General features: G+C 71.2%; 19 protein-coding genes. 9 read left to right on the top strand and 10 right to left on the bottom strand.

Annotation, left to right across the window (positions count from 1 at the left end):
• On the top strand, nucleotides 1–146 hold a 146-nt coding region (locus P3T35_RS24450), incomplete at its 5' end, for an integrase core domain-containing protein (protein ID WP_280707710.1).
• An 80-nt stretch (nucleotides 147–226) separates the two neighbouring features.
• On the opposite strand, the gene P3T35_RS24445 is transcribed toward P3T35_RS24450, so the two are convergent.
• A complete protein-coding gene (locus tag P3T35_RS24445) occupies nucleotides 227–478 on the bottom strand; it encodes a DUF397 domain-containing protein (RefSeq protein ID WP_101384191.1) in 252 nt (83 codons plus the stop codon).
• Between the two features lie 201 nt (nucleotides 479–679).
• Nucleotides 680–1,213, bottom strand: a complete 534-nt coding sequence (locus tag P3T35_RS24440; protein ID WP_180356788.1) for an ATP-binding protein — start codon at nucleotides 1,211–1,213, stop codon at nucleotides 680–682.
• A 291-nt stretch (nucleotides 1,214–1,504) separates the two neighbouring features.
• On the opposite strand from P3T35_RS24440, the gene P3T35_RS24435 reads away from it, so the two are divergent.
• Both P3T35_RS24435 and P3T35_RS24430 read left to right on the top strand, forming a co-directional pair.
• A complete protein-coding gene (locus P3T35_RS24435) occupies nucleotides 1,505–2,779 on the top strand; it encodes a hypothetical protein (RefSeq protein ID WP_101385531.1) in 1,275 nt (424 codons plus the stop codon).
• A complete protein-coding gene (locus P3T35_RS24430; protein ID WP_101384193.1) occupies nucleotides 2,764–3,291 on the top strand; it encodes a GNAT family N-acetyltransferase in 528 nt (175 codons plus the stop codon). Before P3T35_RS24435 ends, P3T35_RS24430 begins: the two co-directional genes overlap by 16 nt.
• Before the next feature lie 103 nt (nucleotides 3,292–3,394).
• Here P3T35_RS24430 and P3T35_RS24425 read toward each other — a convergent pair whose 3' ends face one another.
• Complete coding sequence (locus P3T35_RS24425) at nucleotides 3,395–4,771, bottom strand: cation:dicarboxylase symporter family transporter (RefSeq protein ID WP_101384194.1); 1,377 nt, start codon at nucleotides 4,769–4,771, stop codon at nucleotides 3,395–3,397.
• 128 nt (nucleotides 4,772–4,899) lie between these two features.
• On the opposite strand from P3T35_RS24425, the gene P3T35_RS24420 reads away from it, so the two are divergent.
• Nucleotides 4,900–6,528 carry a sensor histidine kinase gene (locus tag P3T35_RS24420; RefSeq protein ID WP_101384195.1) on the top strand — a complete coding sequence of 543 codons (1,629 nt, stop codon included), beginning with the start codon at nucleotides 4,900–4,902 and terminating at the stop codon, nucleotides 6,526–6,528.
• Between the two features lie 5 nt (nucleotides 6,529–6,533).
• Nucleotides 6,534–7,205: a response regulator gene (locus P3T35_RS24415; RefSeq protein ID WP_101384196.1), complete on the top strand. Its 672-nt coding sequence runs from the start codon at nucleotides 6,534–6,536 to the stop codon at nucleotides 7,203–7,205.
• On the opposite strand, the gene P3T35_RS24410 is transcribed toward P3T35_RS24415, so the two are convergent.
• Nucleotides 7,190–7,987: a class I SAM-dependent methyltransferase gene (locus P3T35_RS24410; protein WP_101384197.1), complete on the bottom strand. Its 798-nt coding sequence runs from the start codon at nucleotides 7,985–7,987 to the stop codon at nucleotides 7,190–7,192. The genes P3T35_RS24415 and P3T35_RS24410 overlap by 16 nt on opposite strands.
• Nucleotides 7,988–8,045: 58 nt before the next feature.
• Between P3T35_RS24410 and P3T35_RS24405 the strand changes: the two genes are divergently transcribed.
• Nucleotides 8,046–8,642 carry a TetR/AcrR family transcriptional regulator gene (locus tag P3T35_RS24405; RefSeq protein ID WP_101384198.1) on the top strand — a complete coding sequence of 199 codons (597 nt, stop codon included), beginning with the start codon at nucleotides 8,046–8,048 and terminating at the stop codon, nucleotides 8,640–8,642.
• Between the two features lie 45 nt (nucleotides 8,643–8,687).
• Here P3T35_RS24405 and P3T35_RS24400 read toward each other — a convergent pair whose 3' ends face one another.
• The 3 genes from P3T35_RS24400 to P3T35_RS24390 all read right to left on the bottom strand — a co-directional run bounded on the left by P3T35_RS24400 (nucleotide 8,688) and on the right by P3T35_RS24390 (nucleotide 15,223).
• Entirely contained in the window at nucleotides 8,688–10,400 is a 1,713-nt protein-coding gene (locus P3T35_RS24400) for a SpoIIE family protein phosphatase (protein ID WP_101384199.1), read from the bottom strand.
• Between the two features lie 145 nt (nucleotides 10,401–10,545).
• Nucleotides 10,546–13,407, bottom strand: coding sequence for a beta-mannosidase (locus P3T35_RS24395; protein WP_101384200.1), 2,862 nt, complete (start codon nucleotides 13,405–13,407; stop codon nucleotides 10,546–10,548).
• Between the two features lie 58 nt (nucleotides 13,408–13,465).
• Nucleotides 13,466–15,223 (bottom strand): glycosyl hydrolase family 8, encoded by a 1,758-nt coding sequence (locus P3T35_RS24390; protein WP_101384201.1) that lies wholly within the window; start codon nucleotides 15,221–15,223, stop codon nucleotides 13,466–13,468.
• A 293-nt stretch (nucleotides 15,224–15,516) separates the two neighbouring features.
• Between P3T35_RS24390 and P3T35_RS24385 the strand changes: the two genes are divergently transcribed.
• Both P3T35_RS24385 and P3T35_RS24380 read left to right on the top strand, forming a co-directional pair.
• Nucleotides 15,517–16,557 (top strand): AI-2E family transporter, encoded by a 1,041-nt coding sequence (locus tag P3T35_RS24385; protein ID WP_101384202.1) that lies wholly within the window; start codon nucleotides 15,517–15,519, stop codon nucleotides 16,555–16,557.
• Complete coding sequence (locus tag P3T35_RS24380; protein WP_101384203.1) at nucleotides 16,554–16,985, top strand: HIT family protein; 432 nt, start codon at nucleotides 16,554–16,556, stop codon at nucleotides 16,983–16,985. Before P3T35_RS24385 ends, P3T35_RS24380 begins: the two co-directional genes overlap by 4 nt.
• 46 nt (nucleotides 16,986–17,031) lie before the next feature.
• On the opposite strand, the gene P3T35_RS24375 is transcribed toward P3T35_RS24380, so the two are convergent.
• Together P3T35_RS24375 and P3T35_RS24370 are read right to left on the bottom strand one after the other, a co-directional pair.
• Nucleotides 17,032–18,486: an LCP family protein gene (locus P3T35_RS24375; RefSeq protein ID WP_280707708.1), complete on the bottom strand. Its 1,455-nt coding sequence runs from the start codon at nucleotides 18,484–18,486 to the stop codon at nucleotides 17,032–17,034.
• 222 nt (nucleotides 18,487–18,708) lie between these two features.
• Nucleotides 18,709–20,259, bottom strand: coding sequence for an alkaline phosphatase family protein (locus P3T35_RS24370; protein WP_101384204.1), 1,551 nt, complete (start codon nucleotides 20,257–20,259; stop codon nucleotides 18,709–18,711).
• A 335-nt stretch (nucleotides 20,260–20,594) separates the two neighbouring features.
• Here P3T35_RS24370 and P3T35_RS24365 point away from each other — a divergent pair, with 335 nt between their 5' ends.
• The gene (locus tag P3T35_RS24365; RefSeq protein WP_101384205.1) at nucleotides 20,595–21,353 is read left to right on the top strand and encodes an AIM24 family protein; all 759 of its coding nucleotides are present in this window, start codon (nucleotides 20,595–20,597) and stop codon (nucleotides 21,351–21,353) included.
• 55 nt (nucleotides 21,354–21,408) lie between these two features.
• Here the strand turns inward: P3T35_RS24365 and lnt are convergent, their stop codons facing one another.
• Nucleotides 21,409–24,486 carry an apolipoprotein N-acyltransferase gene (gene lnt, locus P3T35_RS24360; RefSeq protein WP_107503377.1) on the bottom strand — a complete coding sequence of 1,026 codons (3,078 nt, stop codon included), beginning with the start codon at nucleotides 24,484–24,486 and terminating at the stop codon, nucleotides 21,409–21,411.
• Between the last annotated feature and the right edge of the window lie 11 nt (nucleotides 24,487–24,497).

Here is a 24,497-nt window from a genome sequence, read left to right as displayed (position 1 = left end):
TGCTCGGTGACCGCCCCTGGCCCAGCCGAGCCACAGCACGGACCGCGATCTTCGAGTGGATCGAAGCCTGGTACAACATACGCAGGCTGCACAGCGGCCTCGGTTACCGCAGTCCTGCCGAGTACGAGACCGTGCTGGCGGCCTGACCACCGCACCAACGGTGTCCGTCAAAGCGGAGCAAGCTCAACCTGGTGGTCAGATGACCACACGAGAAGTCGGCAGGAGATCAGGCGACGGTCGCGGTGTCGCCCTCGTCGAACATGGCGAGGATCTGCCGGGCGCCGTTCACCAACTCGGTCTTGGTGTAGCGCAGGACCGGGCTGCCGTCGCCGAGCTTGGTGTCGGCCATCGCGTAGCCGATGCCGTCGGCCAGCTCAGCGATCGACATGCAGTCCTCCGCGGAGCCGTCGTTGTCCGAGTTGTCCCCGCAGAATGCCTTGAACGGCCCCGCGATCTCGGTGTTGTACAGGTCGGACATCACAGTTCCACCTTTCAGTGGTGGGTTGCCCGTGTCGGTTGGCACGGGAGTCGTTGGCGTCCCTAATGCGGTGCCCTGCGCGGGCAGTTGGGACTGTGGAGCGCCTTGGAGCGCTCAATGGCTGTGGCCACCGAGGGGATCTTCTGGCCGTCGGTCAGCGAGAGTTCGCGCAGGCCGTCGCACGTCGGGCACTGAGTCGGCTTATTGGTGGCGCTCACGCTGCGCCAGGTCCGACATGGACGGCGCTGGGGCCTCGGAGCTCTCGGCGGAGGTGGCCGAGGGCAGTGCTGCGACGGTGGAACGGCTGAGGGCTTCGTGGCTCGTGTCATCTGCGATCTCGTTGGGACCGATCAGGAAGAACACGATCTTGCCGAACTCCCTGGGTTCCCAGCCCCAAGCCTGCGCGAAGGCCTCCACTAGGAATAGCCCGCGACCGGACTCCGCAGTCTCATTGGGCTCGCCCAAGCAGGGAGGGCGGATGGAGTAGTCCTGGACATCCACCCGCAGGTGCCGACCGGTCCACATGACCTTCACCTGACACTCCCCACCGGCGTGCTTCAGCGCGTTGGCAACGACCTCGGTGGTGCAGAGCCTGAGATCGGCAATGGCGTGCCGCGACAGCGGCAGCCCCCGGTCCTGGACGGACCGCGCAACGGCTTCCCGGATCTGCCGAAGCGGGTCGTCGCTCTGGCTTGTGATGTGGAACTGGAGGGTGAACGGAAGCGGGGGAGACACGTGCACTCCTGGTGCTTGCTCGAAACTCGTTTAGGCGACCACTGGTTGAGCTGTCCTGCGCCTTGGGGCTCGGCTGCCGCAGGCCGCGAGGGAACCCACCTGCGACAGCCAGCCAGCCACGGGGGATCGCTCGGGGGAGCGCCGTGCCCTTGGCTGACGACCATTCAACGATGCGTTGAGCGGAGGGAGTCACGAAGAAACTCAGATTTCTGGGCGCGGCCGACCGGAGAACTTTGCCATCTCTTGATGAAGGCGGAGGCGCTGTCATCGCCGCGGCGGTACGGTGAGTGCATGGTAGGTCACACGCCCGACATTACGTTCGGTCAACGCGTGGAGCAGGCTGGCCTGAGTTACAGCGAGTTGGCCGAGGAAATGAACCGGAAACTTGAGGAGTTGACCGGCCGACGCGGAACTTTCAGTGATCGAACTGTGTACGACCTGGTCCACGGGAAGACTTCGAGGCCCCATGCTCGAACTTGTTTGGCGCTGGAGGCAGTATTTGGGTGCACAACCGATCAGCTCGGTTTCACTGCGCCGGCCTCGTTTCGATCGGCGCTGACCTCGGAGGACCCTGTGCGGCGCCGTACTTTCATCACGGCCGGGCCGACCGCAGCAGCAGCGGCAGCCATCCCGAGTCTCGCCACCCGCCACACCATCGGTCTGTCTGATGTCGAGCGGATGCGCGTCGGCCTGACAACCCTTGATGAGCTGGACGACAGCAAGGGCGGCCACGCCGCCCTTGAACACGCCGCTGTCGCGGGCGCCCAGCAGGTTATCGAGCTGCAGCAGAGCGGCGCGGCCAGCGAGCGCGTCCGCCGTCTGCTGTTCGCGGTAGCTGCCGATTTCACGGCCGTAGCCGCCTGGTCGTGCATCGACGCTCGGGAGTCAGAGCGGGCGGGGCGCCATCTCGACCGGTGCGCGACCCTGGCCGGCCTCGCTCAGGACTCGACCGCGCAGCTACGAGTGTGGAACAGCATGGCGATCCTGGCGAACCAACAGGGGCGCCACGGGGATGCCGTCGCAGCTGGCCGGGCCGCGCAGCGGACGGGGATCGCGCGCCGCGATCCAATGTTCGGGTCGATGGCGCACGCCCGTACGGCCGTGGGGCTCGCGAACCTCGGCGATCGGCAGGGCTCGCTTCGGTCGCTCGGGCTCGCCAGTGATGCCCTCGGCCGTGCCAGCAATCAGCCGCGCCCGACATGGATGGCGTTCTACGGGCCGGCGGAGCTGCAAGCGTTGGCGGCGATCGCCCGGGACAAGCTCGGCGATGCCGCAGAGGCCGAGTGGGCATCGCACCAGGCGCTGTCGATGCTGTCGGCACAGTTCCGCCGCAACCGAGCGTTGACGACGGCCCGGCTCGCGCTCGCGCAGCTCCACCAGGGCGACGCCGAGCATGCTACCGCCACGGCTAGCTCGGTGTTCGACTTGATGTCCAACGCACCGCTTCCTGCCAGGATTCGGACACTACTCGGGGACTTCTACCGAGATCTGCTGGCCCTTTCGGCGACCGCCCCCGCTGCGCGAGAGTGGGCGGACCGCTTCCGAACAGAATGGAGCCGACCTTGATTGAGCTGCGGCACTACCACCACGGCGAGCTGCCGACCGACCTCAGGGACCTGCTGATCAGCGTTCATGCGGACGCCTATGCAGACCAGATGGAAGACCCCTTCGTACAGCGGTTCCCGTGGTTTGTGGATCACTGGTCGGGGATTCCCGGCTTTGCCTGCGTGGTCGGATTTGATGCTGGTGATCCGGCGGGCTTCGCTTATGGTGCACCGGCGCGAGCCGGCCGGGAGTGGTGGCGGGAGCACATCGAGCTGGCGCCGGAACGTGATTCGACGTTCTCTGTGTCCGAGTTGATGGTGCGTCCGAGGTGGCGCAAGACGGGGGTGTCCAAACTGCTGCACGAGGCGTTGCTGGCTGACCGGCCGGAAGCGCTTGCGGTGCTGCTGGTCGATTCGGATCACCCGAAGGTGCAGCGGCTGTATGAGACCTGGGGCTACCGGAAGGTCGGTTCCCGGCAGCCGTTCCCCGACTCGCCGGTCTACTTCGTGATGATGAAGGAGCCGCTGAAGTAGTACCGCGCGGCCCCCGGCAAACGCTGGGGACCGCGCTGGTGAACCTAAGCCGCGCTAGGCCGTGAAACTGACAAAATGTCAGATGCGGCTTCGGGGCTTCAGGTTAGGCGTTCGCGAGCTCGGGTGCGGCGCCGCCCTGCGGCGGCAGCTCCGCGCCGGCGGCCGTGGTGTCGGCGAGCGCGGTTTCGTCGAACGGCAGGTCGCCGCCGAGCACGCGGCGGGCCCGGTCGTGGTCGAGCTCCTTGGTCCAGTGCCCGATCAGCACGGTGGCGACCGCGTTGCCGGCGAAGTTGGTCAGCGCCCGCGCCTCGGACATGAAGCGGTCGATGCCGACGATCAGACCGACCCCGTCGACCAGCTCGGGCCGGTGCGACTGCAGACCGCCGGCCAGCGTGGCCAGGCCCGCGCCGGTGACGCCCGCCGCGCCCTTGCTGGCCAGCACCATGAACACGAGCAGCGAGACCTGCTGGCCGATCGAGAGTGGCTTGTCCATCGCCTGGGAGATGAAGATCGAGGCCATGGTGAGGTAGATCGCGGTGCCGTCCAGGTTGAAGCTGTAGCCGGTCGGGACGGTGATGCCGACCACCGGGCGGCTCACGCCCAGGTGCTCCATCTTGGCGATCAGGCGGGGCAGCGCGCTCTCCGAGGAGGAGGTGGAGAGGATGAGCAGGAACTCGCGGCCCAGGTAGCGCAGCAGGGCCAGCACATTGACGCCGGCCACCAGGCGCAGCAGCAGGCCGAGCACCACGACCACGAAGACGATGCAGGTCAGGTAGAAGCCGACCATGATCACGGCGAGGCTCTTCAGGGCGGCCACACCGGTCGCGCCGACCAGGGCGGCCATCGCCCCGAAGGCGCCGATCGGGGCCACCCACATGATCATCGACATGATCTTGAAGACCAGCCGCTGCAGGTGCTCGATGCCGCGCAGCACCGGGGCGCCGGCCGCGCCCATCGCCTGCAGGGCGAAGCCGGTGAGCAGCGCCACCAGCAGGGTCTGCAGCACTTGGCCCTCGGTCAGCGCCGAGACCAGGGTGGTCGGGATGATCCCCAGCAGGAAGTCGGTGGTGTGGGTGGCGCCCTGCGCCGCCTGGGCGTGGCCGGCCTTGGCCAGCGCCTGGGTGAGGTGCAAGCCGGCGCCCGGCTCCAGCAGGTTGCCGACCAGCAGGCCGAGTGCCAGTGCGATGGTCGAGGTGACCAGGAAGTAGCCGAGCGCCAGACCGCCGACCTTGCCCACCTTGGCGGCCTTGCTGACCGAGCCGACCCCCAGCACGATGGTGCAGAAGATCACCGGGCTGATCATCATCTTGATCAGGTTGACGAACCCGGTGCCGATCGGCTTCAGCTGCACCGCGAACCCGGGTGCGGCGAAGCCCAGCACCACGCCGAGCACCACGGCGGCGAGCACCGCCAGGTACAGGTACTGGGTGCGGTCGCTGTGTCCGGCCGGTCTGCCGGCGGTGGTGGGAGAGGCGGACATGGGTCGGCTCCTTTGCCTGGGTGGGGGCTGCCCTTGGGGGATGAGGGTGATCTGACTATCGGGGTCATGGTGATGCCCGTCACCCTTGCGTTCATAGAGTTCACGCGCGGTGCGGCACACTGTCCGACATGCCAGTTCGTCTCTCGTCCGCACCGCGCCGGGTGCTGCGCAGCCTGGCCGGGCAGCTGTTCGCAGTCCAGGTGGTGATCGTCGCGGTGGTGGTGGCCGGCGGCGCGCTGCTGGCCTACCTGGCCACCGCCGACCAGGCACGGGAGACCGCCCGCCAACAGGCCACCGCCGTGGCCCGGTCGGTCGCGGACGCCCCCTCGGTCCGTCAGGCCGTGCTCGGCCCGGACCCGACGGCCGTGCTGGAGCCCTACGCGGAGCAGGTGCGGACCGACACCGGCGTGGACTTCGTGACCGTGATGGACACCCACGGCATCCGCTGGGCGCATCGCGACCCGGCCCAGATCGGCAAGCCCTTCCTGGGCACCATCGGCCCCGCGCTGCGCGGCCAGACCTTCACCGAGACCTACACCGGCACGCTCGGCCCCTCGGTGCGGGCGGTCACGCCGGTGCTGGACGACCAGGGGCGGGTCGTCGCGCTGGTCAGCGCCGGCATCACGGTGCAGGAGATCAGCCACCGGCTCCAGGGGCCGCTGCTCGCGCTGCTCGGCGTCGCGGGCGGCGCGCTGCTGGTCGGCGGCGCCGGCACCTACCTGGCCAACGCCCGGCTGCGTCGGCACACCCACGGCATGGGCGCCGCCGAGCTCAGCCACCTGTACGAGTACCACCAGGCCACCCTGCACTCGGTGCGCGAGGGGCTGATCCTGCTCGACCCGGCCGGGCGGGTGGTGCTCTGCAACGACGCCGCCCGGGACCTGCTGGGGTGTCAGATCGCCGACGCGGGCGCGGAGTTCGGCTCACTCGGCCTGCCGCACTCGCTGGTGGCGGCGGTGCTCGGGCCGGAGCCGGTGCACGACGAGGTGCATCTGACGGCGGACCGGGTGGTGGTGGTCAACACCTCGGCGATCGGCGACCAAGCCGCGCTCGGCACCGTGGTGACCTTGCGCGACCACACCGAACTCCAGGCGCTGGTGGGCGAACTGGACACCGTGCGCGGCTTCGGCGAGGCGCTCGGCGCGCAGGCGCACGAGGCCGCGAACCGGCTGCACGCCGTGGTCTCGCTGGTCGAACTGGGCCGCCACCGCGAGGCCGTGGAGTTCGCCACCACCGAACTCGCGCTCGCCCAGCGGCTCACCGACCAGGTGGTGACCGCGGTCAGTGAACCGGTGCTCTCAGCAATCTTGTTGGGCAAGGCGGCACAAGCGGCGGAGAGCGGCGTGGAGTTCCGCCTGACCCCGGACAGCCGAATCGACGACGGCGTGCTGCCGCCCCGGCTGCCGGCCCGCGACCTGGTGACCATCCTCGGGAACCTGATCGACAACGCCCTGGACGCCGCCATCGAAGGCGCCGCAGCGGACGGCGCCGCGCCCGAGGTGGTGGTCACCGCCCGCGCCGAGGACGGTGAACTGCTGCTGCGGGTCGCGGACACCGGGCCCGGGATCGCCCCGGACGCGGTCGGCGAGGTCTTCCGGCGCGGCTGGTCCACCAAGCAGCGCACCGGGCGCGGCCTCGGCCTGGCCCTGGTCGCCCAGGCCGCCCGGCGCAACGGCGGCACCGTCGAGGTCGGCCGGGAGCGCGGCGCGGTGCTGACCGTCCGACTGCCGCTCCGCCAGGCCGTGGTGGCGGGGTGAGCGGGATGATCGAGGTCCTGGTGGTGGAGGACGACCGGGTCGCGGCGGACGCGCACACCCTCTACGTGAACCGGGCGCCCGGCTTCCGCACGGCGGGCACCGTGCACTCGGCGCGGGACGCGCTGCGCTTCCTGGAGCGGACCAGGGTCGACCTGGTGCTGCTCGACCTGCACCTGCCCGACGGGCACGGCCTGCAGCTCTGCCAGCGGCTGCGCGCCGCCGGGAACGAGGTGGACATCATCGCCGTCACCTCCGCCCGCGAACTGGCCACCGTGCGGCAGGCCGTCGCGATCGGCGTGGTGCAGTACCTGCTCAAGCCGTTCAGCGCGGCCACCATCCAGGACCGGCTGGAGCGTTACGCCCGCTACCGGGCCTCGCTGGCCCGGACCGGGGAGGCCTCCGGGCAGGACGAGGTGGACCGCGCCTTCGCCGCACTGCGCAGCACCGAGCGCAGCACGCTCCCCAAGGGCCTGAGCGCCGAGACCCTGGACGCGGTCGCCCGGGTGCTGCGGGCTGCCGACGGGAGCCTGACGGCCGCGGCGGCGGGCACGGCGGCCGGGGTCTCCCGGATCACCGCGCGCCGCTACCTGGAGCACCTGGTGGACACCGGCCAGGCTGTCCGGGAGCCGCGCTACGGGCAGGTCGGGCGGCCGGAGTTGTGCTACCGGGCGCGGTGAGCGGCCGTGACCGCGATGGTGGCGTAGGTCGCCGTGAAGGAGCCGCCCAGCTCGTCGATCGCGGCGCCGACGCCCGCCAGCACGGGGGCCAGCCGGTCCGCCGGCAGGCGGGTGAGGGTGCCGTGGGTGGGCAGTTGGTCCAGCCACTCGTCGCGGGTGTAGCGGCGCTCCCAGTCGAACCGCCACTGCTCGGGCATCTCGAAGGCGCCCGACGCGTGGATGCCGTCGACGGCCTTGGTGAAGATCGCCTGGTAGTGCTGCAGGGGCTGCGCGCCGGCGGCGGGGAACGGCACTTCGGGCACCGCCTGCCGGTAGATCGCGGTGACGGCCTGCGCCAACTCCCGGGGCAGGGCGAACGCATGCCAGAACGCCGCCAACCGCCCGCCCGGGCGCAGTACTCGGGCCGCCTTCGCGGCGCCCGCCACCGGGTCGACCCAGTGCCAGGCGGTCCCGGCGATGACGGCGTCGAACCGACGGCCCGCCGGGTCCCAGGCCTCGAAGGTGGCCTCCTCGACGGTCAGTCCGTCACGCCGCGCGAACTCGGCCATCCGCGGGTCGGGTTCGACGCCGAGCACGGTGCAGCCGGCCGCCCGGAACTGGCGGGCCGCCGTCCCGGTGCCGCAGCCGACGTCGAGCACCTCCGGCCCTGGGCCGGCCGCGATGATCCGCTGCACCATGGCATCGGGGTAGGCGGGGCGGGTGCGGTCGTAGCGGGCGGCGTCGATGCCGAAGGACTCGGCCATCGCGCGCTGCCGATGGGGTTCTGGCGATAAAGTGGGCATGCGCCCACTATGAGTGGGCGCATGCCCACTCGTCAATCGTCAACCAGCGAGGAGCCCGATGCCGACCGGCGTGGCCATCCGTGATGTACGCGAGCAACTGTTCGGCGCCGCCGAGCGGATCCTGCTGCGGGACGGGCCGAGCGCGCTCACCAGCCGCGCGGTCACCGAGGAGGCCGGCTGTGCGAAGGGCGTGCTGCACCGGCACTTCGCGGACTTCGACGACTTCCTGGCCGCGCTGGTACGGGACCGGATCGCCCGACTGGACGGCCAGGCCGCCGAGTTGGCCGAGGCCGCCGGCACCGGTGCCGTCATCGGCAACCTCGCCGAGGCGCTGACCGCGCTCTTCCAGTCGGTCGCCGTGGCCGTGGTCGCGCTGATCACCTTCCGCGACGAACTGCGCGCCCGACTGCGGCAGTCCGGGCGGGCCAGCGGCGTGCCGCTGCTGGTGGAGGCCACCGCGATGGTCGCCGGCTACCTGGAGGCCGAACGCATCCGGGGCCGGATCGCGGCGGATGCCGATCTCGCCACCCTCGCCCCCACCCTCATCGGCGCCGGCCACCTGCTGTTCGCCGACCGCACCGCCGCGCCCCCGGACGCCGAGGCGGTACGGCGCATGGTGGCCGCGGTGCTGGCGGGCGTGCTGGTCGAGCCGTAGCTCAGGGGCACAAGCTCAGGGGCGGACCCGGGCGCGGGCCGTCGCTCAGGAGCGCACCCGGGCCCGGGCCGCGAGCAGCGCGATGTCGTCCTCGGCGGCCTGCGGGGTGAGGCCGTGCAGGGTGGCGTCGAGCAGCTCGTCCAGCTCGCCGCCGACCGGCAGCCGCAGCGCGGCCAGCCGGGCCAGCGAGGTGTCGATGTCCTCGCCGCGCCGCTCCACCAGCCCGTCGGTGTAGAGCAGCAGCACCTGGCCGGGCCGCAGCTCCCGGGTGGTCTGCTCGTACCCGCCCAGGCCGGTGCCGAGCGGCGGCCCGGTGGGCACGTCCAGCAGCTCGATCGGCCGGCCCTCACCGAGCAGGGCGGGCGGCAGGTGGCCGGCGCTGGAGAGCGTCCAGCGCTGCCGGGCCGGATCGGCCAGGGCCAGCAGGCAGGTGGCCGGGCGGGAGGACTCGTTCTCCGAGATCAGCGTGTCCAGCTGCCGCAGGATCCGGTGCGGCGGCAGGTCCATCGAGGCGACGTAGCGCAGCATCGAGCGGTAGCTGCTCATGTCCACGGCCGCCTCCACGCCGTGCCCCATCACATCGCCCATCACCAGCAGCGTGCGCCCGAACGGCAGCCGCACCGTCTCGTACCAGTCGCCGCCCACCACCGAGCTGGTGCCGGACGGCAGGTAGCGGGAGGCCAGCTCCAGGTTGGGGTGCGGACTGCCGGGCTCGGCGAGCAGCGCCCGCTGCAGCTCCAGCGCGATGCCCTGGGAGCGGGTGTAGCGGCGGGCGTTGTCGATGCTCAGCGCCGCTCGCCCGGCCAGGTCCTCGACCAGCACCACGTCGTCGTCCAAGAAGCCGGCCGAGGTGTCGGCGGTGCGGGCCAGCGAGAGCATCCCGATCAGCTGGCCGCGGGCGGTCAGCGGCACTTCGAGCAGCGAGTCCACGCCGAGCGTCCGGTAGGCGGCCAGGGTCGCGGGATCGGCGGCGGCCGTGGCCAGCTCCTCGGGGGAGAGCTGGTTGGCAGCCACCGGCTTTCCGGTGGTCAGGCAGCGGGCGGCGGCCGAGCCGGACCGGTAGCGAATCGATTCGCCTGGCCGGGCCAGCTCGGTGGGTGTGCCGCTCAGCTGCGGTGCCTGCGCCATCGCCGTACGGCGCAGCCGGGGCACGCTGCCGCCGCTCCCGCTGTCGCGCACCGCGGCGTCCGGCGGCAGTACGTCGATGGTGGCGAGGTCGGCCAATCGGGGGACGGTGAACTCGGCGAGCTCGGTGCAGGTGGTGCCGATGTCCAGGGTGGTGCCGATCCGCTCGGCGGCCGCGTCCAGCAGGGTCAGCCGGGCCCGGGCGTGCTCCAGATCGTGCCGGTCCGGGGCCAGGTCGGCGGTGGTCACGGCCAGCACCACGCCGAGGGCCCGCCCGTTCAGCTCCAGGCGCCGGGCCAGCACGGCGAGCGGACGCTGCCACGAGCCGCGCGGCGGCAGCAGACTGTTCGCCGCCACCGTGCGGGCCCGGCCGTCGGAGAGCACCCGCCGCAGGGTCTCGGCGGCTCGCCCGTGCACCGTGCCGCCGAGCAGCTGCGCCTCGGGGTGGCCGGTCAGCTGGGCGAGGGCCGGGTTGAGGTAGCACCAGCGCAGTCGGCGGTCCAGCAGCGCGAGCCCGGTCGGGGCCTGGTCGGTCACCGCGGCCAGCAGCTCCGCGCCGTCGACGCCGAGCTCGGCGGCCGCCGCGTCCAGCAGCCCTTCGGCGACGTGCCGCTCCGGATCCGCCGGGTCCACCCGCCACCTCCTCCGCCGCCGCCGGTCACCGCGATCCGCACGAAATCCATGATCACGTTAGCGGACGTGGCCCGCATCCACGTAGAGGACAAGTATGAAGGGTCCGACGGCTCCCGGAGGCATCCGGGAGCCGTCGGTCGTGCGGTTACCCGGCAGCCGAGTCGGCCACCACGTCCGGCCTGGCGGTATTGGAACCGAGGACGCTGACCACCGGGGTCGCGCCCCGCAGGTCGGCCGCGGAGAAGCTCGCCGTCAGGGTCTCGGACTCGCCCGGCCACAGGGTGACGTCGTTGTCGCCCCAGATCGCCGACCGCACCTGGTTGTCACCGGGCAGTTCGGCCCCGGCGGCGGTGCCCCGGCGCAGATCCGCGCGGAGGAAGAAACCGACCGTCGGGGTGCTGGAGGTGTTGGTCACCGTCACGGTGAGCAGCCGGTCCGCGTTGTCCGGCCCCGGTTGGCCGGTGATCCGGGCCGATGCCGACACGGTCGCGGTCGGCAGGCTCCGCAGCGCCCTGAGGTCGGCGTAGGAGCTCATCACGGCCTGCGGCTGGCCCAGCGTCTTGGGCCAGTTGACGACGTCCGGGGTCGTGGAGTTCCAGTAGACGTTGCGGTCCAGCACCGCGCCGTTCTGACGGAGCAGCAGCTCCACGAAGTAGACGGTGCCCGCGGCCGTGGGCACCGCCGGCTTCAGCACGTTGGTCACCACCTGCTGCGAAGTCAGCGACAGGGCGGGGGAGTCGCGGTCGTCCAGCAGCCTGCCCGCGGTGTCGTAGACCTTGGCCTCGACGGTCACGCCGGATCGGGTGCCGCTGCCGAGGTTGTCGACGGTCACCGTGCCGGTGTCCAGGGCGTAGAGGGCGTGCAGCGGGCGATTGGCCTGCTGGGCGCCGAAGTAGGCGCCGGCCTGGTCGCCGTCGTTGTTGTAGAGCGCCCAGAGCATGGTCGGCCACCCCTTGTTCAGCTGCCAGTAGATGGTGCCGGTGGCCGGGGCGGCGCTGTTGGTGGAGTGGTCGATGAAGGCCTCGAACTGGGCCCGGGTGGACTCGTAGTTCTGCAGCTGGGCCTCCTCGACGTACTGCGTCAGGCTGGTGGGGGCGCCGTAGCGGCTGGTGATGGCGGCGTCCAGGTTGGCGTTGGTGCCGAAGGCGTAGCCGGTGTGGCCGGTGCCCTCGTAGTTGTCGTGGTACTGGTTGTACGCGGGCGTCTTCCAGAGCGCGGTCTGCTCGCCGGGGGAGAGGAAGCGGTTGATCGAGTCGAGCGTCGGAATGGTGTCGCCCGAGCTCTGCTCGCTGTCGAAGCCCCAGGAGCCGCCCGCGTTGGTCTGCGTCGGGTCGCTGGTGCTGTAGTGCGAGGTGTCGTACCAGTAGCTCGGCGGCACCCAGTCGTAGGGCCCCTCCTTCTCACCCGAAGTGCCCAGCTGGGGGCTGGTGTTGTACTCGGCGGAGGAGACGAACGGCACATCGAAGTCGGCCGCCTTGAAGCCGTTCAGCGCCAGGGTCTCCTGGGTGGCGGTGGGTGCGTTGTCGCTCCACTGGAAGCTGAAGACCGACGGGTGGTTGCGCAGTTCCCGGCCGAGGGTCTGCGCGGTCAGCTGGTAGAGCGACTGCTGGGCGCTGGTGTAGCTGGTGTTCTCCCAGAAATCGCAGCACTGGTAGCCCGCGTTGACCAGGATCCCGGCCGCGTCCATCTGCTGGAACCAGTCGGCGGGCATGAAGTGGCCTTCCAGTCGTACCGTGTTGACGCCAAGTGACTTCAACAGGCCGATCTGTCGGGCGGTGTCGGCGGGGTCGTAGCGCAGGAAGAGGTCCGGGTCCCAGCCGCCGCCGCGGATCACCAGCGGGGTGCCGTTCACCGTGAACTGCCGCACTCCGCCGGGTGCGCCGGCCGATGGGCCGACCAGGGCCGAATCCACGGTGCGGATGCCGAAGCTGGAGCCGGTGGAGTTGAGGACGGCCCCGCCCTGCGCGACCGAGGTGGCAAGCCGGTAGAGCGGCTGGCCGCCCAGCTGGTAGGGCCACCAGATCTGCGGCTTGGCGATGGTGAGCGTCGGCAAGGCCACCGTGCGGGTGCTGCGAGCCGGCACGGTGACGTTCTGACTGACCGTCATGTCGGCTCCGCCGCCGGGCGGGGTGACGGTGGCCGTGACGGTGCCGGTCTGCGCGGTGGCCGAGGTGTTGGTGATGTCGGTCTTGACCGTCAGTGCCGAACTGCTCAGATCGGCTGCGGTGTTCTGCACCACATGGGCGCTCCCGTCGACCAGCGGGCCGCCGGTCTCCAGCTGCACCGGGAACTGGATGCCGGTGTTGTTGTCCGGCGGGATCTGGGTCCAGTCGACGTCGTCGACGCTGAGCATGCCGGTCGGATCGTTCGGATGCAGGTCGATGGCAAGCGAGTTGCCCCCCTTGCGCAGCAGCGCCGTGATGTCGAGGACGTGCTCCGCGTACGCGCCGGTGGCGGTCGCGGCATCCGCCACCCGAGTGCCGTTGACCCAGACGTCGGCTGCCCCCACCACGCCGTTCAGCACCAGCCGGGCGCTCTGCCCGGCGGGCGGGGAGGCGAAGTCCGTACGGTACCACCAGGGCGCCTTGAACCGGGCGATGGTCTCCGGGCCGACCGTAGTCATCTGGCCGTAGCAGCTCTTCATGTTCACCGAGTAGAAGACGTCAGGGCAACTGCCGTTCTGCAGCAGGGCGTTGATCTCGGTGCCGGGGGCGCCGCCGCCGTCGTTCGCGACGCTGAGCCACCCGGTGGTGGCGAAACCCGGAGTGGATATCCGGCTGCCCGACTGGGTGGCGGTGGCGCTGCTCTGCACCTTCCAGCCATTGCCCGCACCGAGGTTGACCACGGCGGAGGAACCGGTGGGCGGGTCGGGGAGGTGCGGCTGGACGGTCACGGGCGGGGCCGGTGCGGTCGCACCGCCGGCCGCGGCGCCGGGTGGGTTCAGGCCGAGTAGCGCCAGCCCGAGGGCGGCGGCGGCGGTGGTCAGTTTCCTACCGCGATGGGCCATGTGTGCTCCTGGATAGCGGACGGCTCCCGGCCTGGGCCGGGAGCCGCTTGGGGGTGGGTCACTTGGTGGTGAGGGCGGTGTCGTCGATGACGAAGTCGGTGGTGCCGCCGCTGGTGTCGGTCTCGGTGCCGGTGAACTTGACCGTGACGGTCTGGCCGGCGTACCCGGAGACGTCCACCGTGTGCTGGGTGTAGCCGGTGTTGTGGTCGAGGTTGGAGTAGGCGGCGAGGGTGGTCAGCACCGTGCCGCCGTTGCCCAGGAGTTGGACCTTGAAGGTGTCGGGCTTGGCGGTGCTGGTGTTCTCGGTGGTGTCGGTGTGGAGCCAGTAGGAGAGGGTGGCGGTGCAGCCCGCGGGGATAGTGACGGTCTGGGCGGCGGTGTCGGTGTCGGCGGTGCTGTTGCCGTTGAACCAGGCGATCCAGCTGCCGGAGTGGGCCGGCTCGGCGCTGGTGGCGCTGGTGATCGGGTTGAAGCCGAGGGTTGAACCGGTGTTCCAGGGTGCGTTGTTGGCGCCGTTCTCGAAGCCCTGGTCGCCCAGCAGCTGGCCGGCCGTGCAACCGCCGCCGCCGGTGCTCCCGGTGGCCGCGGGCGACCAGTAGTCGCCGGCCATCACCAGGTAGACCAGCATCTTGATGGTCTCGCCGTAGTAGCCGTCACCGAACGGGTTGGTGGCGAGGTAGTTCCAGATGGTGTCGGTCCAGGCCTGGTCGCTGGCCGCCATCGCCGCCGGGCCGATCGCGTCACCGGCCTCCTCCGCCTGGTCGTTGGTGACGTACGGCGTGCAGTCGAGCTTGGTGTGCGGGTAGACCTTCTGCGGGTTGCCGCCGGACTCCTGCTTGGCGCAGGCCTCTTCCTTCTTGGCGGTGGCCAGCGCGGTGGCGCCGCCGTAGAGCAGCGCGTCGGTGCCCAGGTGCCAGGGGACCCGGATCGAGTTGTAGCCGACGATGTTGTCCGGCTGGCTCTCCTGGTAGTTGGCGGGGGCCGGCTGCGGGCTGGTGGTGTCGGCATTGACCACGAAGTCGGAGAGCAGGCCCGCGCTGGAGGAGTACTTGGCGGTGAACTCGTTGATCACGGCCTCGGTGCGGGTGATCACCTTATTCCAGTCGTGCGCGGTGTCATAGGCGGCGAAGGCCCGCAGGTGGTCCAGCATGTGGTCGCTGGGGCGGGTGTCGGTGTTCGGGCCGTCGTCCTCGCACTTGAGGTGGCCGTCCGGGGCCACGTCATGGGCGTAGATGCCGGCCAGCCAGGCCTTGGCGTCGGCGGTGTAGCCGCCCCACTGGGCGTCGGCCAGGACCAGGCCGTAGCCGATGTCCAGGTCGCCGTCGGTGGCGGCGTCGGGGGTGCCCGAGCTGTAGTAGGTGCAGGTCTTGCCGTCGAGCTGCCACTCCATCAGGCCCCACTGGTCCTTGTGGTCCTTGACCAGCTGCCAGAGGCCGTTGAACTCGGTCTGGGCGTTGGTGTCGTAGCCGGCCATCAGGGGCACGATGTTCATGCCGTAGCCCTGGCCCTCGGAGACCGGGCCGTTGTTGGTGGCGTCGCCGTCTCCCTTGGTCGAGACGTAGTACTCGTTGGAGGCGCAGCCGTGGACCAGGTAGTTCGCCTTCCAGGAGTCGTACTGCTTCTGGACGGCGGCGTCGCGGGCGGCCTGGGAGGCGGACGGCAGCACACCGGTCTTGTAGGTGGTGTGGCTGGGGAACGGGTGGCTGACGGTGGCCGCGCTCGCCGGGGCTGTGGCCAGGGCGGTGAGCGGGAGGGTCAGCAGGGCTGACACCACCGTCGAGGCGAGCAGGCGGATCTTCTTGCCGTGGGGGCGCATGCAGGCTCCTGAGCTCCAATTAGTAAAGCTTCCTAACCTGATGGGACCTTAGGGTCTACGGCTGAGCGTGGCCCGTCAAGAGGGCGGGCGGCTTTGCGTCATGCCGGTACGGCGGGTACGCGCAGGGGTTGCGTCGGTGTGCCGCGAGCGCGGGTACGCCCCGGGCCGTCGCCTCGGCGTGCCGGAGATCATCGGCGCGCCCCGGCCCGCAGACTGTCACCCATGGAGCCAGTGAGCAGGGGCGGCCGGTGACACCGAAGGTCAGGGGGCCGCGGCAGCGGCCCGTGCGACAGGTGGCGCCCGGACTGCAGCGGGCCGCGGGGTACACCTGGCGGCTGCTGGTGCTGGCGCTGGCCGTCTACCTGCTGGTGCAGGTGCTCGGGCGCCTGGTGCTGCCTGTGATCGCGGTCTTCGCCGCGCTGGTGATCACCTCGGTGCTGCGCCCGGCGGCGGACCTGCTGGTCCGCCGGATGCCGCGCTCGCTCGCGGTGGCCGTCAGCGTGCTGGGCGCGCTGCTGCTCTTCGCGGGGCTGCTGGCGGGCATCGGGGCCTCGGTCGCGGACCAGTGGAACAGCCTGGTCAACGAGTTCCGCGGTGGCGTCGGGCGGATCGAACACTGGCTGGAGGGCGCCCCGTTCCACGTCCGCGCGGAGACCGCGTCCAAGCTGCAGAACAAGCTCGGCTCCTTCCTCGCCAACCACAAGGCGACGCTGATCAACACTGCGGTCAGTCAGGCCGGGCGGGTGGTGGAGGTGGCGACGGGCGCCGTGCTCGCGCTCTTCTGCGCCATCTTCTTCATCCATTCGGGCGATCGGATGTGGGGCTGGCTGCTGCGCCAACTGCCGCCCGGAGCCCGGGAGACCTGGGACCGGGCCGGGCGGACCGCCTGGCGCACCTTCGCCGGCTACACCCGGGGCATCTTCATCGTGGCGGGCACCAACGCGGTGCTGGTGGGCATCGGTCTGGCAGCGCTGCAGGTGCCGCTGGTACTGCCACTGGTGGTGCTGGAGTTCTTCGCCACCCTGATCCCGCTGATCGGCTCACCGATCGCGATGGTGATCGCCGCCGTGGTGGCGCTGGCCGCGCGCGGGCCGGTGACCGCCGTGATCGTGCTCGGGATGATCGTGGTGATCGGGCAGATCGAGGGCCATCTGCTGCATCCGGTGGTGATGAGCTGGGCGGTGCGGATCCATCCGGTGGCCGTGGCGCTTTCGGTGATCGCCGGCGGCATCCTGGCCGGGGTGATCGGGGCGGTGGTCGCCCTTCCGGTGGTCTCGGTGATCTGGGCGGTGGTCAGCGAATTGCGCAGCGGACAAGCTGACGGAGCGTCATGAGCCGGAGCGAGTGCGCCTTCTGCGCCTTGGCGGCCGACCAGGGAGCCGCGACCCAGGCGGTCTTCCGCGACGAGGTGGCGATGGCCTTCCTGGACCACCGGCCGCTCTTCCCGGGCCATCTGCTGGTGATCCCGATCGCCCATGTGCCGACCCTGCCCGAGCTGCCCGCCGAACTGGTCGGGCCGTTCTTCGAGCGGGTCCGGCGGCTGACGGGGGCGGTCGAGCGCGGCACCGGCGCCCGCGGGTCGTTCGTGGCGATGAACAACCGGATCAGCCAGTCGGTGCCGCATCTGCACGTCCATGTGGTGCCGCGCAACCCCAAGGACGGGCTGCGCGGCTTCTTCTGGCCGCGCACCCGCTATCCGGACCAGGCCGCGGCCCAGCGGGTGGCGGCGGCGATCCGCGCCGCGCTGGACTCGGCGAGCTAGGGCGTACGGCGCCACCGGTGCCGGCGGGTGCGGTGCTTGGCGCCGGTCAGTACACGCAGGGGATCTGGCCGCCCTCCACCGAGTCCCCGGCGAAGTCGTCCGCGATCGAGCCGCCGCTGGGGCTGTCGGTGGCCGTGGTGCTCGGCGCATCGGTGGCGGTTGCGCCGCCGCCCGGGGCGTCGGTCGCGGACGGCGACGCCGGCGAGGTCGTGCCCGACGACGAGCCTGACGGGGCGTCGGTCGACGTGGCGGCGGCACTGGCGCTGGCACTGGTACCGGCAGCGGCCGATGGCGAGGCGTCGGTGTCCCCGATCGTCTGGTGCACCTGGGCGCGGGCCTTCGGCACGTCGACGATGTTCACATCGCCGTCGTCACCGCCCAGGTTCGGCTGGTCGGTGATCGCACCCAGCGTGTGGAACTCCACGTTCCCACCCGTCAGGTTCGGCACCTGCTGGGCGAAGTCCAGGACGTTCCAGCCGTCGTCGATGACCACGTCCTTCTTCGCAACGTCGATCAGCTGCTGCAGCTTGCCGAGGTCGCCGAAGACGCCCTGGTCCTTCAACTGCTTGGTGGCCCCGGCGAGGAACGCCTGCTGGCGCTTGGTCCGGTCGAGGTCGCCGTTGGGCAGGTTGTAGCGCTGCCGGACGAAGGAGAGCGCCTGGGAGGCGTTCAGGTGCTGCTGGCCGGCCGGGAAGTCCGCCCCCGAGCCATGGCCGGCGTGAGTCGCGGTGCGGGCCACGATCGGGTCGCTGGCCGGCTTCTTCAGGCAGACGTCGATCCCGTTGAGCGCCTGGGCCACGTGGTAGAAGCCGAGCAGGTTGACCTCGGCGAAGTGGTCGATCGGCACCTGGAGCATGTTCTGCACCGTGAGCAGGGTGGCCTGCCGCCCAGCCTCCCGGCTGCGGTGCTCCAACTCCACCGGATCGGTGACGCCCTGCTTGCTCAACTCCTCCTCGGCGTAGTACTTCGCGCGGTCGTAGGCCTCCTTGATCTTGTGCTTGCCGAGCGGGTGCTTGCCCGGGGCGTTGATCAGGTCGACGTAGTCGTCACGCGGGATGGAGAAGGCCTCGACCTTGCCGCCGTTGGCCGGGATGTGCATCAGGATCAGGGTGTTGGTGTTGTAGCCGCCGATGTCGGCGCTGGAGCCGGCGTGCAGCTCGTTCTCCAGGATGTCCTGCGGCACCGGGTTGCCGTCCTGGTCGCGGCGACTGTCCAAGCCGATCAGGAGCACGTTGACCGAGGTGTCCAGGTGGCCGGCCGTGTCGGTGGGGCGCGGTGGCGCGGCCTGCTTGACCGTGTCCAGTGCGCTGGAGGTCGTCATGCCGGTGGTCAGCGAGTGGTAGGTGTACCAGGTGAAGCCGCAGGTGCCGAAGACCGCGAGGGAGAGTCCGATGGCCACGGTCCGGCCGGCGACGGCCAGCGGTGCCGGCCGTCGCGGCGGCCGGCGGTGGCTACCGCCCTCGTGCCCGCTCTGGGGGGCGTTCGGGTCCTGCGCGTTCATCCATCCTCCAGGGTGCCGGTTCGGGCCCCGGGCGGTCGGTTGCGCTCGACGGGTTCCCTCCAACAACCCTCAGACGCTTTGAGGGACGGATTGGGTGCATGCGGACGGCAAACAATTCGTACCGTCAGGTCTTCGTTGCCGAGGGTGTCGGACCAAGGGTGAAATGTCGTAGTTCGACGGCCCGGTAGCCGTGGGCGGCTGCCGGGCCGTCGATGGGGGGCACTACTGCCAGGCGTCGTTGACGGCGGCGGCGTAGCGGTCGTTGTTGGTCAGCGGGTCGAGGCCCAGGGCAGTATCGATGGTGCGCAGCAGGCCGTACTGGTCGACCCGGCCGTCGCTCTGGTAGCCCTGCTTGACGGAGTTCTGCGAGCCGAGCAGCAGGGTCGGCACCTGGTTGGGGTAGTTGGGGCCGAACGCCTTCGTCGCGCCCTCGTCCCAGGTGACGATCAGCAGCGAGCGCTGGGTCGTCCAGGCGGGCGAGTTGAGGATGGTCGGCAGGGTCTGCTGCAGCCAGTTGTCGCCGGCCGTGACGCCGCAGGCCTCCATGTCGTTGCAGTCGTCGGCCGCGAACCAGGCGAAGTTCGGGGTGGTCGCGGTGGACTGCAGATCGGTCGCCATCTGGGTGAGCGGCTGCATGTGCGCCGCGCAGTAGCCGGCGTCGGTCTTCATGTCCTTGAAGTAGTAGAACGGCGCGTCGTCCGGCGCGTAGTAACCGTGGCTGCTGGTGTCGCAGTTGCCGTTGGCGCCGTCCAGGTACTCCTTCCAGGTCTTGCCGGCCGCCTCGGTCGAGTTGCCCAGGTGCGGGGCGTCGATCGTGGTGGTGGAGACGCTGTTGCCGGTCAGCCCGTACAGGCCGCCACCCGCCAGGGCCACGTAGTTGGGGTCGCTGGGGTGCGTGGTGGCGTACGACTGGGTCAGCGAAGTGCCCTGGGAGAGCAGGCTGTTGATGTACGGAGCCTGCGAGGTGTTGCCGACGATGCCGGAGTAGTCCTGGTTCTCCATGTAGACCAGGAAGACGTGGTCGTAGCCCGGCACCGAGACCGGCGGGGCGGTCAGCTGCGGGGTCGGCAGCGGGGTGGAGAGCGTCAGCGAGAGGTTGTCGGCGTAGCCGTCGGTGGTGCTCCCCGCCGTCCAGGTGAAGTTGAGGTCCACCTTGATCGAGCGGGTGCCGACCGGCAGGGTGCCGGTGGTGGAGCGCTGCAGCAACTCGGTGGTGTTGTGGCGGTCGGTGTTGGTCACCGGGGCGATCTGGGTGCTGCCCAGCGCCGCGCCGTTGGCGTCCTGGAAGGTGGCGACCATGCCGACCCGGTCGTCCTGCGAGGCGTAACCGCCCAGCCAGCCCGAGAGGTTGAAGGTCACGCCACCGCCGTCGATCGCGGTGGCGGCTGCCGACACATCGGCCGTCTGCGACAGGCTGGAGTCGCCGGTGGCGCCGCCGTTGAAGAAGGCGGTGCCGCGGCCGGCCGGGCCCGGGGTACTGCTGGTGGGGTAGCCGCCGGGGGCGCCGTAGCAGACCATGTTGGGCTCGCCCTTGGTGATGGTCCAGCCCGGCACCGTCATGCCGTCCTCGCCGGTGGTGGAGCAGATCGCCACCGACTCCGCGTCCGGGTCGGTCAGCAGGTTGCCGCTGGCACTGGTGGTGCTGCTGTTCCTGGCTCCAACGGCGGTGGCGGGGGCGGCGGTTGCGACTGCGGTGGCCAGCGGGGCCAGGAAGGAGAGCACCGAGGCCACGGCGAGGGTGCGGGTGCGGCGGGGCGAACGGGTCAGGGGCATTGGGGGCCTCTCGACGCAGGGGAGGGGAGCGGAAACGGCAGGGCATGGCCCGGGCCGTTGACATGATGGGGACAAAAGCTGACGGGCCAACAGCCCTCAAACGACGGGGATATGACGAAAAGATGGCTGGCAAACGTGAAGATGGCTGTACAACTTTGCTCAGTTCACCTGAACACCCATGTCGGCCACACATCAGCAACCATGTCGGCCGCGCATCAGGTCATGGCAGCTTCCGCACTCTGTACCGGTCTTGTCCCAAACGGCTGCACCCGGCCCCGAAGTGGGCAGAATGACGGGCAGCGGGGGCAGTTGGCCGACAGCAGGGGGCGGACGGAATGCAGGCGGACATCAAGGGCAGCACCATGCCGGTGCTGGAGATCCAGCTCGGACCGGGGGAGGAGGTCATCTCGGCGCACGGCGAGCTGTCGTGGATGACCGCCAATGTGCAGATGTCGCAGACCACCAACACCGGGGGGCCGGGCGGGCGCGGCCTGCTGGGGACGCTGAAGCGGGCGGTCGGCGGTGGCGGGCTCTTCCTGACGCGCTACCAGGCCCAGGGCAGCGCCGGGTTGGTGGCGTTCGCGGCGAAGGTGCCAGGGCACATCGTCCCGGTGGACGTGGCGCCCGGACGCGGGGTGCTGGTGCACCGGCACGGGTGGATCTGCGGCACCCCGGGCATCACGCCGACGATCGCCCTGCAGCAGTCGTTCCGGGGCGGACTGTGGGGCGGTGAAGGCTTCGTGCTGCAGCGCCTGGAGGGCCAGGGGCGGGCCTGGATCGAGCTCTCCGGCGAGCTCAGCCAGTACACCCTGGGCCCCGGGCAGACCATGCTGGTCCACCCCGGCCACGTCGGGATGTTCGAGCAGCAGGTGCAGTTCACCATCACCAGGGTGCCCGGCATCGCCAACAAGATCTTCGGCGGTGACGGCTACCACCTGGTCGCGCTCACCGGACCGGGCCAGATCTGGCTGCAGAGCATGCCGCTGCCCAACCTGGCGCACGCGCTGGAGCCCTACCTGGCACGCGAGGGCGCGGTGGCCGCCGGGGAGGGCGGCGCGATCGGCGGCATCGTGGGCGGGCTGCTGCGGGGCTGACCGACTGGCCGCAGCTTGCCCGCCTGCCTGGTGGGCCGGGCGGGGGCGCCGAGCGTCAGCGTTCGTCAGGCCGCGCCCGGAACACCGCCGAGGTCGCCCCGGCCGCCAGCGCCGTGAACGCCACCGCCAGCATCCAGTCACCGCTGCGCTGGTAAGGCGTGCTCCCGGAGACCAGCGGCACGTCCGTGGTGAACGCACCGCGGTAGCCCGCCCCGTGCCAGGCCAGCTGCCGCCCGTGGGCGTCGAACACCGCGCTGACGCCGGTGAGCCCGACCTGCACCGCGGGCCGCCCGGTCTCGGCGGCCCGCACCGCTGCCAGCGAGGCGTGCTGGGGCTGCGCCCAGCTGCCCTGGAAGGTGGAGGTGGAGGTCTGATACACCAACAGCTGTGCGCCGTGGGCGACTTCGGTTCTGGCCATGTCAGGGAAGGCGGACTCGAAGCAGATCAGCGGGCCGAACGCGAGCGAGCCGCTGTGCATCACGGTGGTCTGGTCGCCGCGTACACGGTTGGTGGGCGCCGCCTTGCTGAAGTCGGCGACCCAGCCGAGGACGGGCCGCAGCGGGATGTACTCGCCGAACGGCACGAGGCGGATCTTGTGGTATTCGCCTACCAGCCCGTCGGGCGCGATCAGGGCGGACGTGTTGTAGGCGCTCGAGGTTCCCGGGATCGTGGCGTCGCCGTTCACCAGCAGGTCCGCGTTGACCTGCTGGGCGAGGCCCTGGAGGCCGGCGATCAGGGCAGGGTCGGCGGTGAGGTCGTAGCCGAGGCTGCTCTCGCCCCAGATCACCAGGTCCGGATGCTGGGTGCTCAGCTGCGCGGTCGTGGTCTCCTCCCAGGACTGGCGGTCCGTCGGCGAGGTCAGCACCCCGGGCTGCACCACCGCGATCCGCACGCTCCCGGCGGCGGGGAGCGTGGGGCGCACGGCGGACCAGACGGGGCCGACCGCGACCGCCAACAGGACCACCACGGCTACGTGCCTGACGAGCTGACGATTGATCAGCGCGATGACCACCGCGGTGTTCACCAGCGCGATCAGGAAGCCCGTCAGCCACACCCCGCCCAACGAGGCCGAGGCGAGCAGGTCCGGCCGGTTCCACTGGGTCGCGCCGAGCAGCACCCACGGGCCGCCGAGGCTCTGCCAGGAGCGCACGGCCTCCGCGCAGGTCCACGCGCTCGGCACGACCAGCAGCGCGGCGGCGGCCCGCCGACCGGTGAGCGGGGCCGCCAGCAGTCGGTGCACCGCCCAGCCCCAGGGCAGCCAGAGCGCACCCAGCAGCACGGCCAGCAGCCCGAGCGCGGGCCCGATACTGGGCAACAGCCAGTACTGCGTGGCCACTTCGAAACCGCCGAGGCCCCACCAGGCCCGGATCACGCCCTCCCGCCGAGTCGGCGCCGCTCGGACCACCAGCAGCAACGGGACCAGCGCCACCCACGCCAGCCACCACCACGCCGGCGCGGGGAACGCGAGCGCGGGCAGCCCGCCCGCGAGGAGGGCGGCACAGCGGCCGCGCAGCTGGGGGCGGTCCCCGAGGCGCAGACGCGGACCGCGGCGCCGCTTCGCGCGGCGGCTGCGCCGCCACCGCAGCTTCCCGTGATCGGCCAGCTCGATGACCGCCCACCCCGCCGTGAACCCCGCCGCCACCCACCACAGCAGCGCCCGCTCCCGCCCCGCGTGCCACCACGGGACCATCGCCAGCCCGGCGAAGACGAAGGCGAGGTTGTAGAGCAGGTCGTACAGCGCGAACACCCGCCCGCGTGCGGCATCCGGCGTGGCCCCGCCGATCAGGGCGTCCGCGCACACCTTGAGCACCTGGAAGGCGAACGCCCCCACCGCCACGCACACCACCAGCACCCAGAGCGAGGGGAACAGCCCGCCGACATACGCCGCCGCGGCGGCCGGCAGGAACGCGGCGGGCAACAGCGCGCGGGCCCCGTACCGCGACGCCAGCGCCGGCGCGGCCGCACTCGCCGTGAAGGTGGCGATGCCGGTCGCGGCCAGGGCGATGCCGTAGCCGGAGGCCTTCAGCCGGTACTGCGAGTCCGCGACCAGCACCAGCACCACGAACCCCGCGCCGAGCAGCAGCCGGTGCGCCCCCACCGCGAGCAGCGGTCGCCGGATCGCCGGCGTGCGGGTGACCACCCGCACGCCCTCGGCGAGGTCGGCCACCGTGCGCAGCAGCCGGGTGAAGGCGGCGTCGCCGTGCTGTCGGTGCAGGACTTGCTCGGCCGAGTCCGCCGGTCCCGGGCTCTGTGGGGTGGGGGGTGCTGCCGGGTGCCTGTCCGGGGAGATTGCCTGATCGGGTTCCGGGCTCTGCGGGGTGGGGGGTGCTGCCGGGTGCCTGTCCGGGGAGATTGCTTGATCGGGTCCCGGGCTCTGCGGGGTGGGGGGTGCTGCCGGGTGCCTGTCCGGGGAGATTGCCTGATCGGGCCCCGGGCTCTGCTCGGTGGAGGGTGCTGCCCGGCGTCTGCCCGGCGAGATCGCCCGATCGGGCCCCAGGAACGGCAGGGTGGCGAAGACCGTCGCCGCCCCCGCGTAGAGCACGCCCGCGGCGAAGAACCCGGCCACCACCGACCGGCCGACGAAGAGCGAGCCGGCCACTGCGCCGAGGAACGCCGCCGACGATCCGACCAGCGCCGAGAGCGCGTTGGCCGGGACCAGCCGCTGCCGAGGCACCGTGCGCGGCAGCGCGGCGCCCTTCGCGGTCAGCACCAGGCGGGACGAGGAGAGCAGCAGGATGACCGCGAGATAGGCCGGCGCCGTCAACCGCGCCGCCACGACCACCGCCCCGACGGCGACCAGCAGTCCGCGCAGCACGGAGACCGCGACCAGCGTGCGCCGCCGGTCCAAGCGGTCCAGCAGCACCCCGGCGAAGGGGCCCACCAGGCTGAACGGCAGCAGCGTCGCCGCGAGCACCGCGGCGATCCGTCCGGGTGTGGCGCCCCGGCCCACGTCGAAGAGGACGAACTGCGCGAAGGCGATCTGCGCCAGCCCGTCACCGCACTGCCCCAGGCACTGCCCGGCCAGCAGCCCGCGCAACGGGCCGGCCAGATCCCGTCGCAGGGACCCTCGCGTCGATCCGGCCGCAACCTCGGGCACCGGTCCATCCGCGGCGAGCCCCGCTCGCTCGTCCATACCTCCATCCT

The organism is Kitasatospora sp. GP30 (assembly GCF_029892145.1).
Classification (GTDB): Bacteria; Actinomycetota; Actinomycetes; order Streptomycetales; family Streptomycetaceae; genus Kitasatospora; species Kitasatospora acidiphila.
Note: the sequence above shows the minus strand (reverse complement) of the source record. Positions and strands in the feature narration are given on the sequence as shown.

What these genes read in the sequence shown, in the direction of transcription:
- P3T35_RS24445 (WP_101384191.1), bottom strand. Translation starts at nt 478, where the DNA reads ATGTCCGACCTGTACAACACCGAGATCGCGGGGCCGTTCAAGGCATTC.
- P3T35_RS24435 (WP_101385531.1), top strand. Translation starts at nt 1,505, where the DNA reads ATGGTAGGTCACACGCCCGACATTACGTTCGGTCAACGCGTGGAGCAG.
- P3T35_RS24430 (WP_101384193.1), top strand. Translation starts at nt 2,764, where the DNA reads ATGGAGCCGACCTTGATTGAGCTGCGGCACTACCACCACGGCGAGCTG.
- P3T35_RS24425 (WP_101384194.1), bottom strand. Translation starts at nt 4,771, where the DNA reads ATGTCCGCCTCTCCCACCACCGCCGGCAGACCGGCCGGACACAGCGAC.
- P3T35_RS24420 (WP_101384195.1), top strand. Translation starts at nt 4,900, where the DNA reads ATGCCAGTTCGTCTCTCGTCCGCACCGCGCCGGGTGCTGCGCAGCCTG.
- P3T35_RS24415 (WP_101384196.1), top strand. Translation starts at nt 6,534, where the DNA reads ATGATCGAGGTCCTGGTGGTGGAGGACGACCGGGTCGCGGCGGACGCG.
- P3T35_RS24410 (WP_101384197.1), bottom strand. Translation starts at nt 7,987, where the DNA reads ATGCCCACTTTATCGCCAGAACCCCATCGGCAGCGCGCGATGGCCGAG.
- P3T35_RS24405 (WP_101384198.1), top strand. Translation starts at nt 8,046, where the DNA reads ATGCCGACCGGCGTGGCCATCCGTGATGTACGCGAGCAACTGTTCGGC.
- P3T35_RS24395 (WP_101384200.1), bottom strand. Translation starts at nt 13,407, where the DNA reads ATGGCCCATCGCGGTAGGAAACTGACCACCGCCGCCGCCGCCCTCGGG.
- P3T35_RS24390 (WP_101384201.1), bottom strand. Translation starts at nt 15,223, where the DNA reads ATGCGCCCCCACGGCAAGAAGATCCGCCTGCTCGCCTCGACGGTGGTG.
- P3T35_RS24380 (WP_101384203.1), top strand. Translation starts at nt 16,554, where the DNA reads ATGAGCCGGAGCGAGTGCGCCTTCTGCGCCTTGGCGGCCGACCAGGGA.
- P3T35_RS24375 (WP_280707708.1), bottom strand. Translation starts at nt 18,486, where the DNA reads ATGAACGCGCAGGACCCGAACGCCCCCCAGAGCGGGCACGAGGGCGGT.
- P3T35_RS24370 (WP_101384204.1), bottom strand. Translation starts at nt 20,259, where the DNA reads ATGCCCCTGACCCGTTCGCCCCGCCGCACCCGCACCCTCGCCGTGGCC.
- P3T35_RS24365 (WP_101384205.1), top strand. Translation starts at nt 20,595, where the DNA reads ATGCAGGCGGACATCAAGGGCAGCACCATGCCGGTGCTGGAGATCCAG.
- lnt (WP_107503377.1), bottom strand. Translation starts at nt 24,486, where the DNA reads ATGGACGAGCGAGCGGGGCTCGCCGCGGATGGACCGGTGCCCGAGGTT.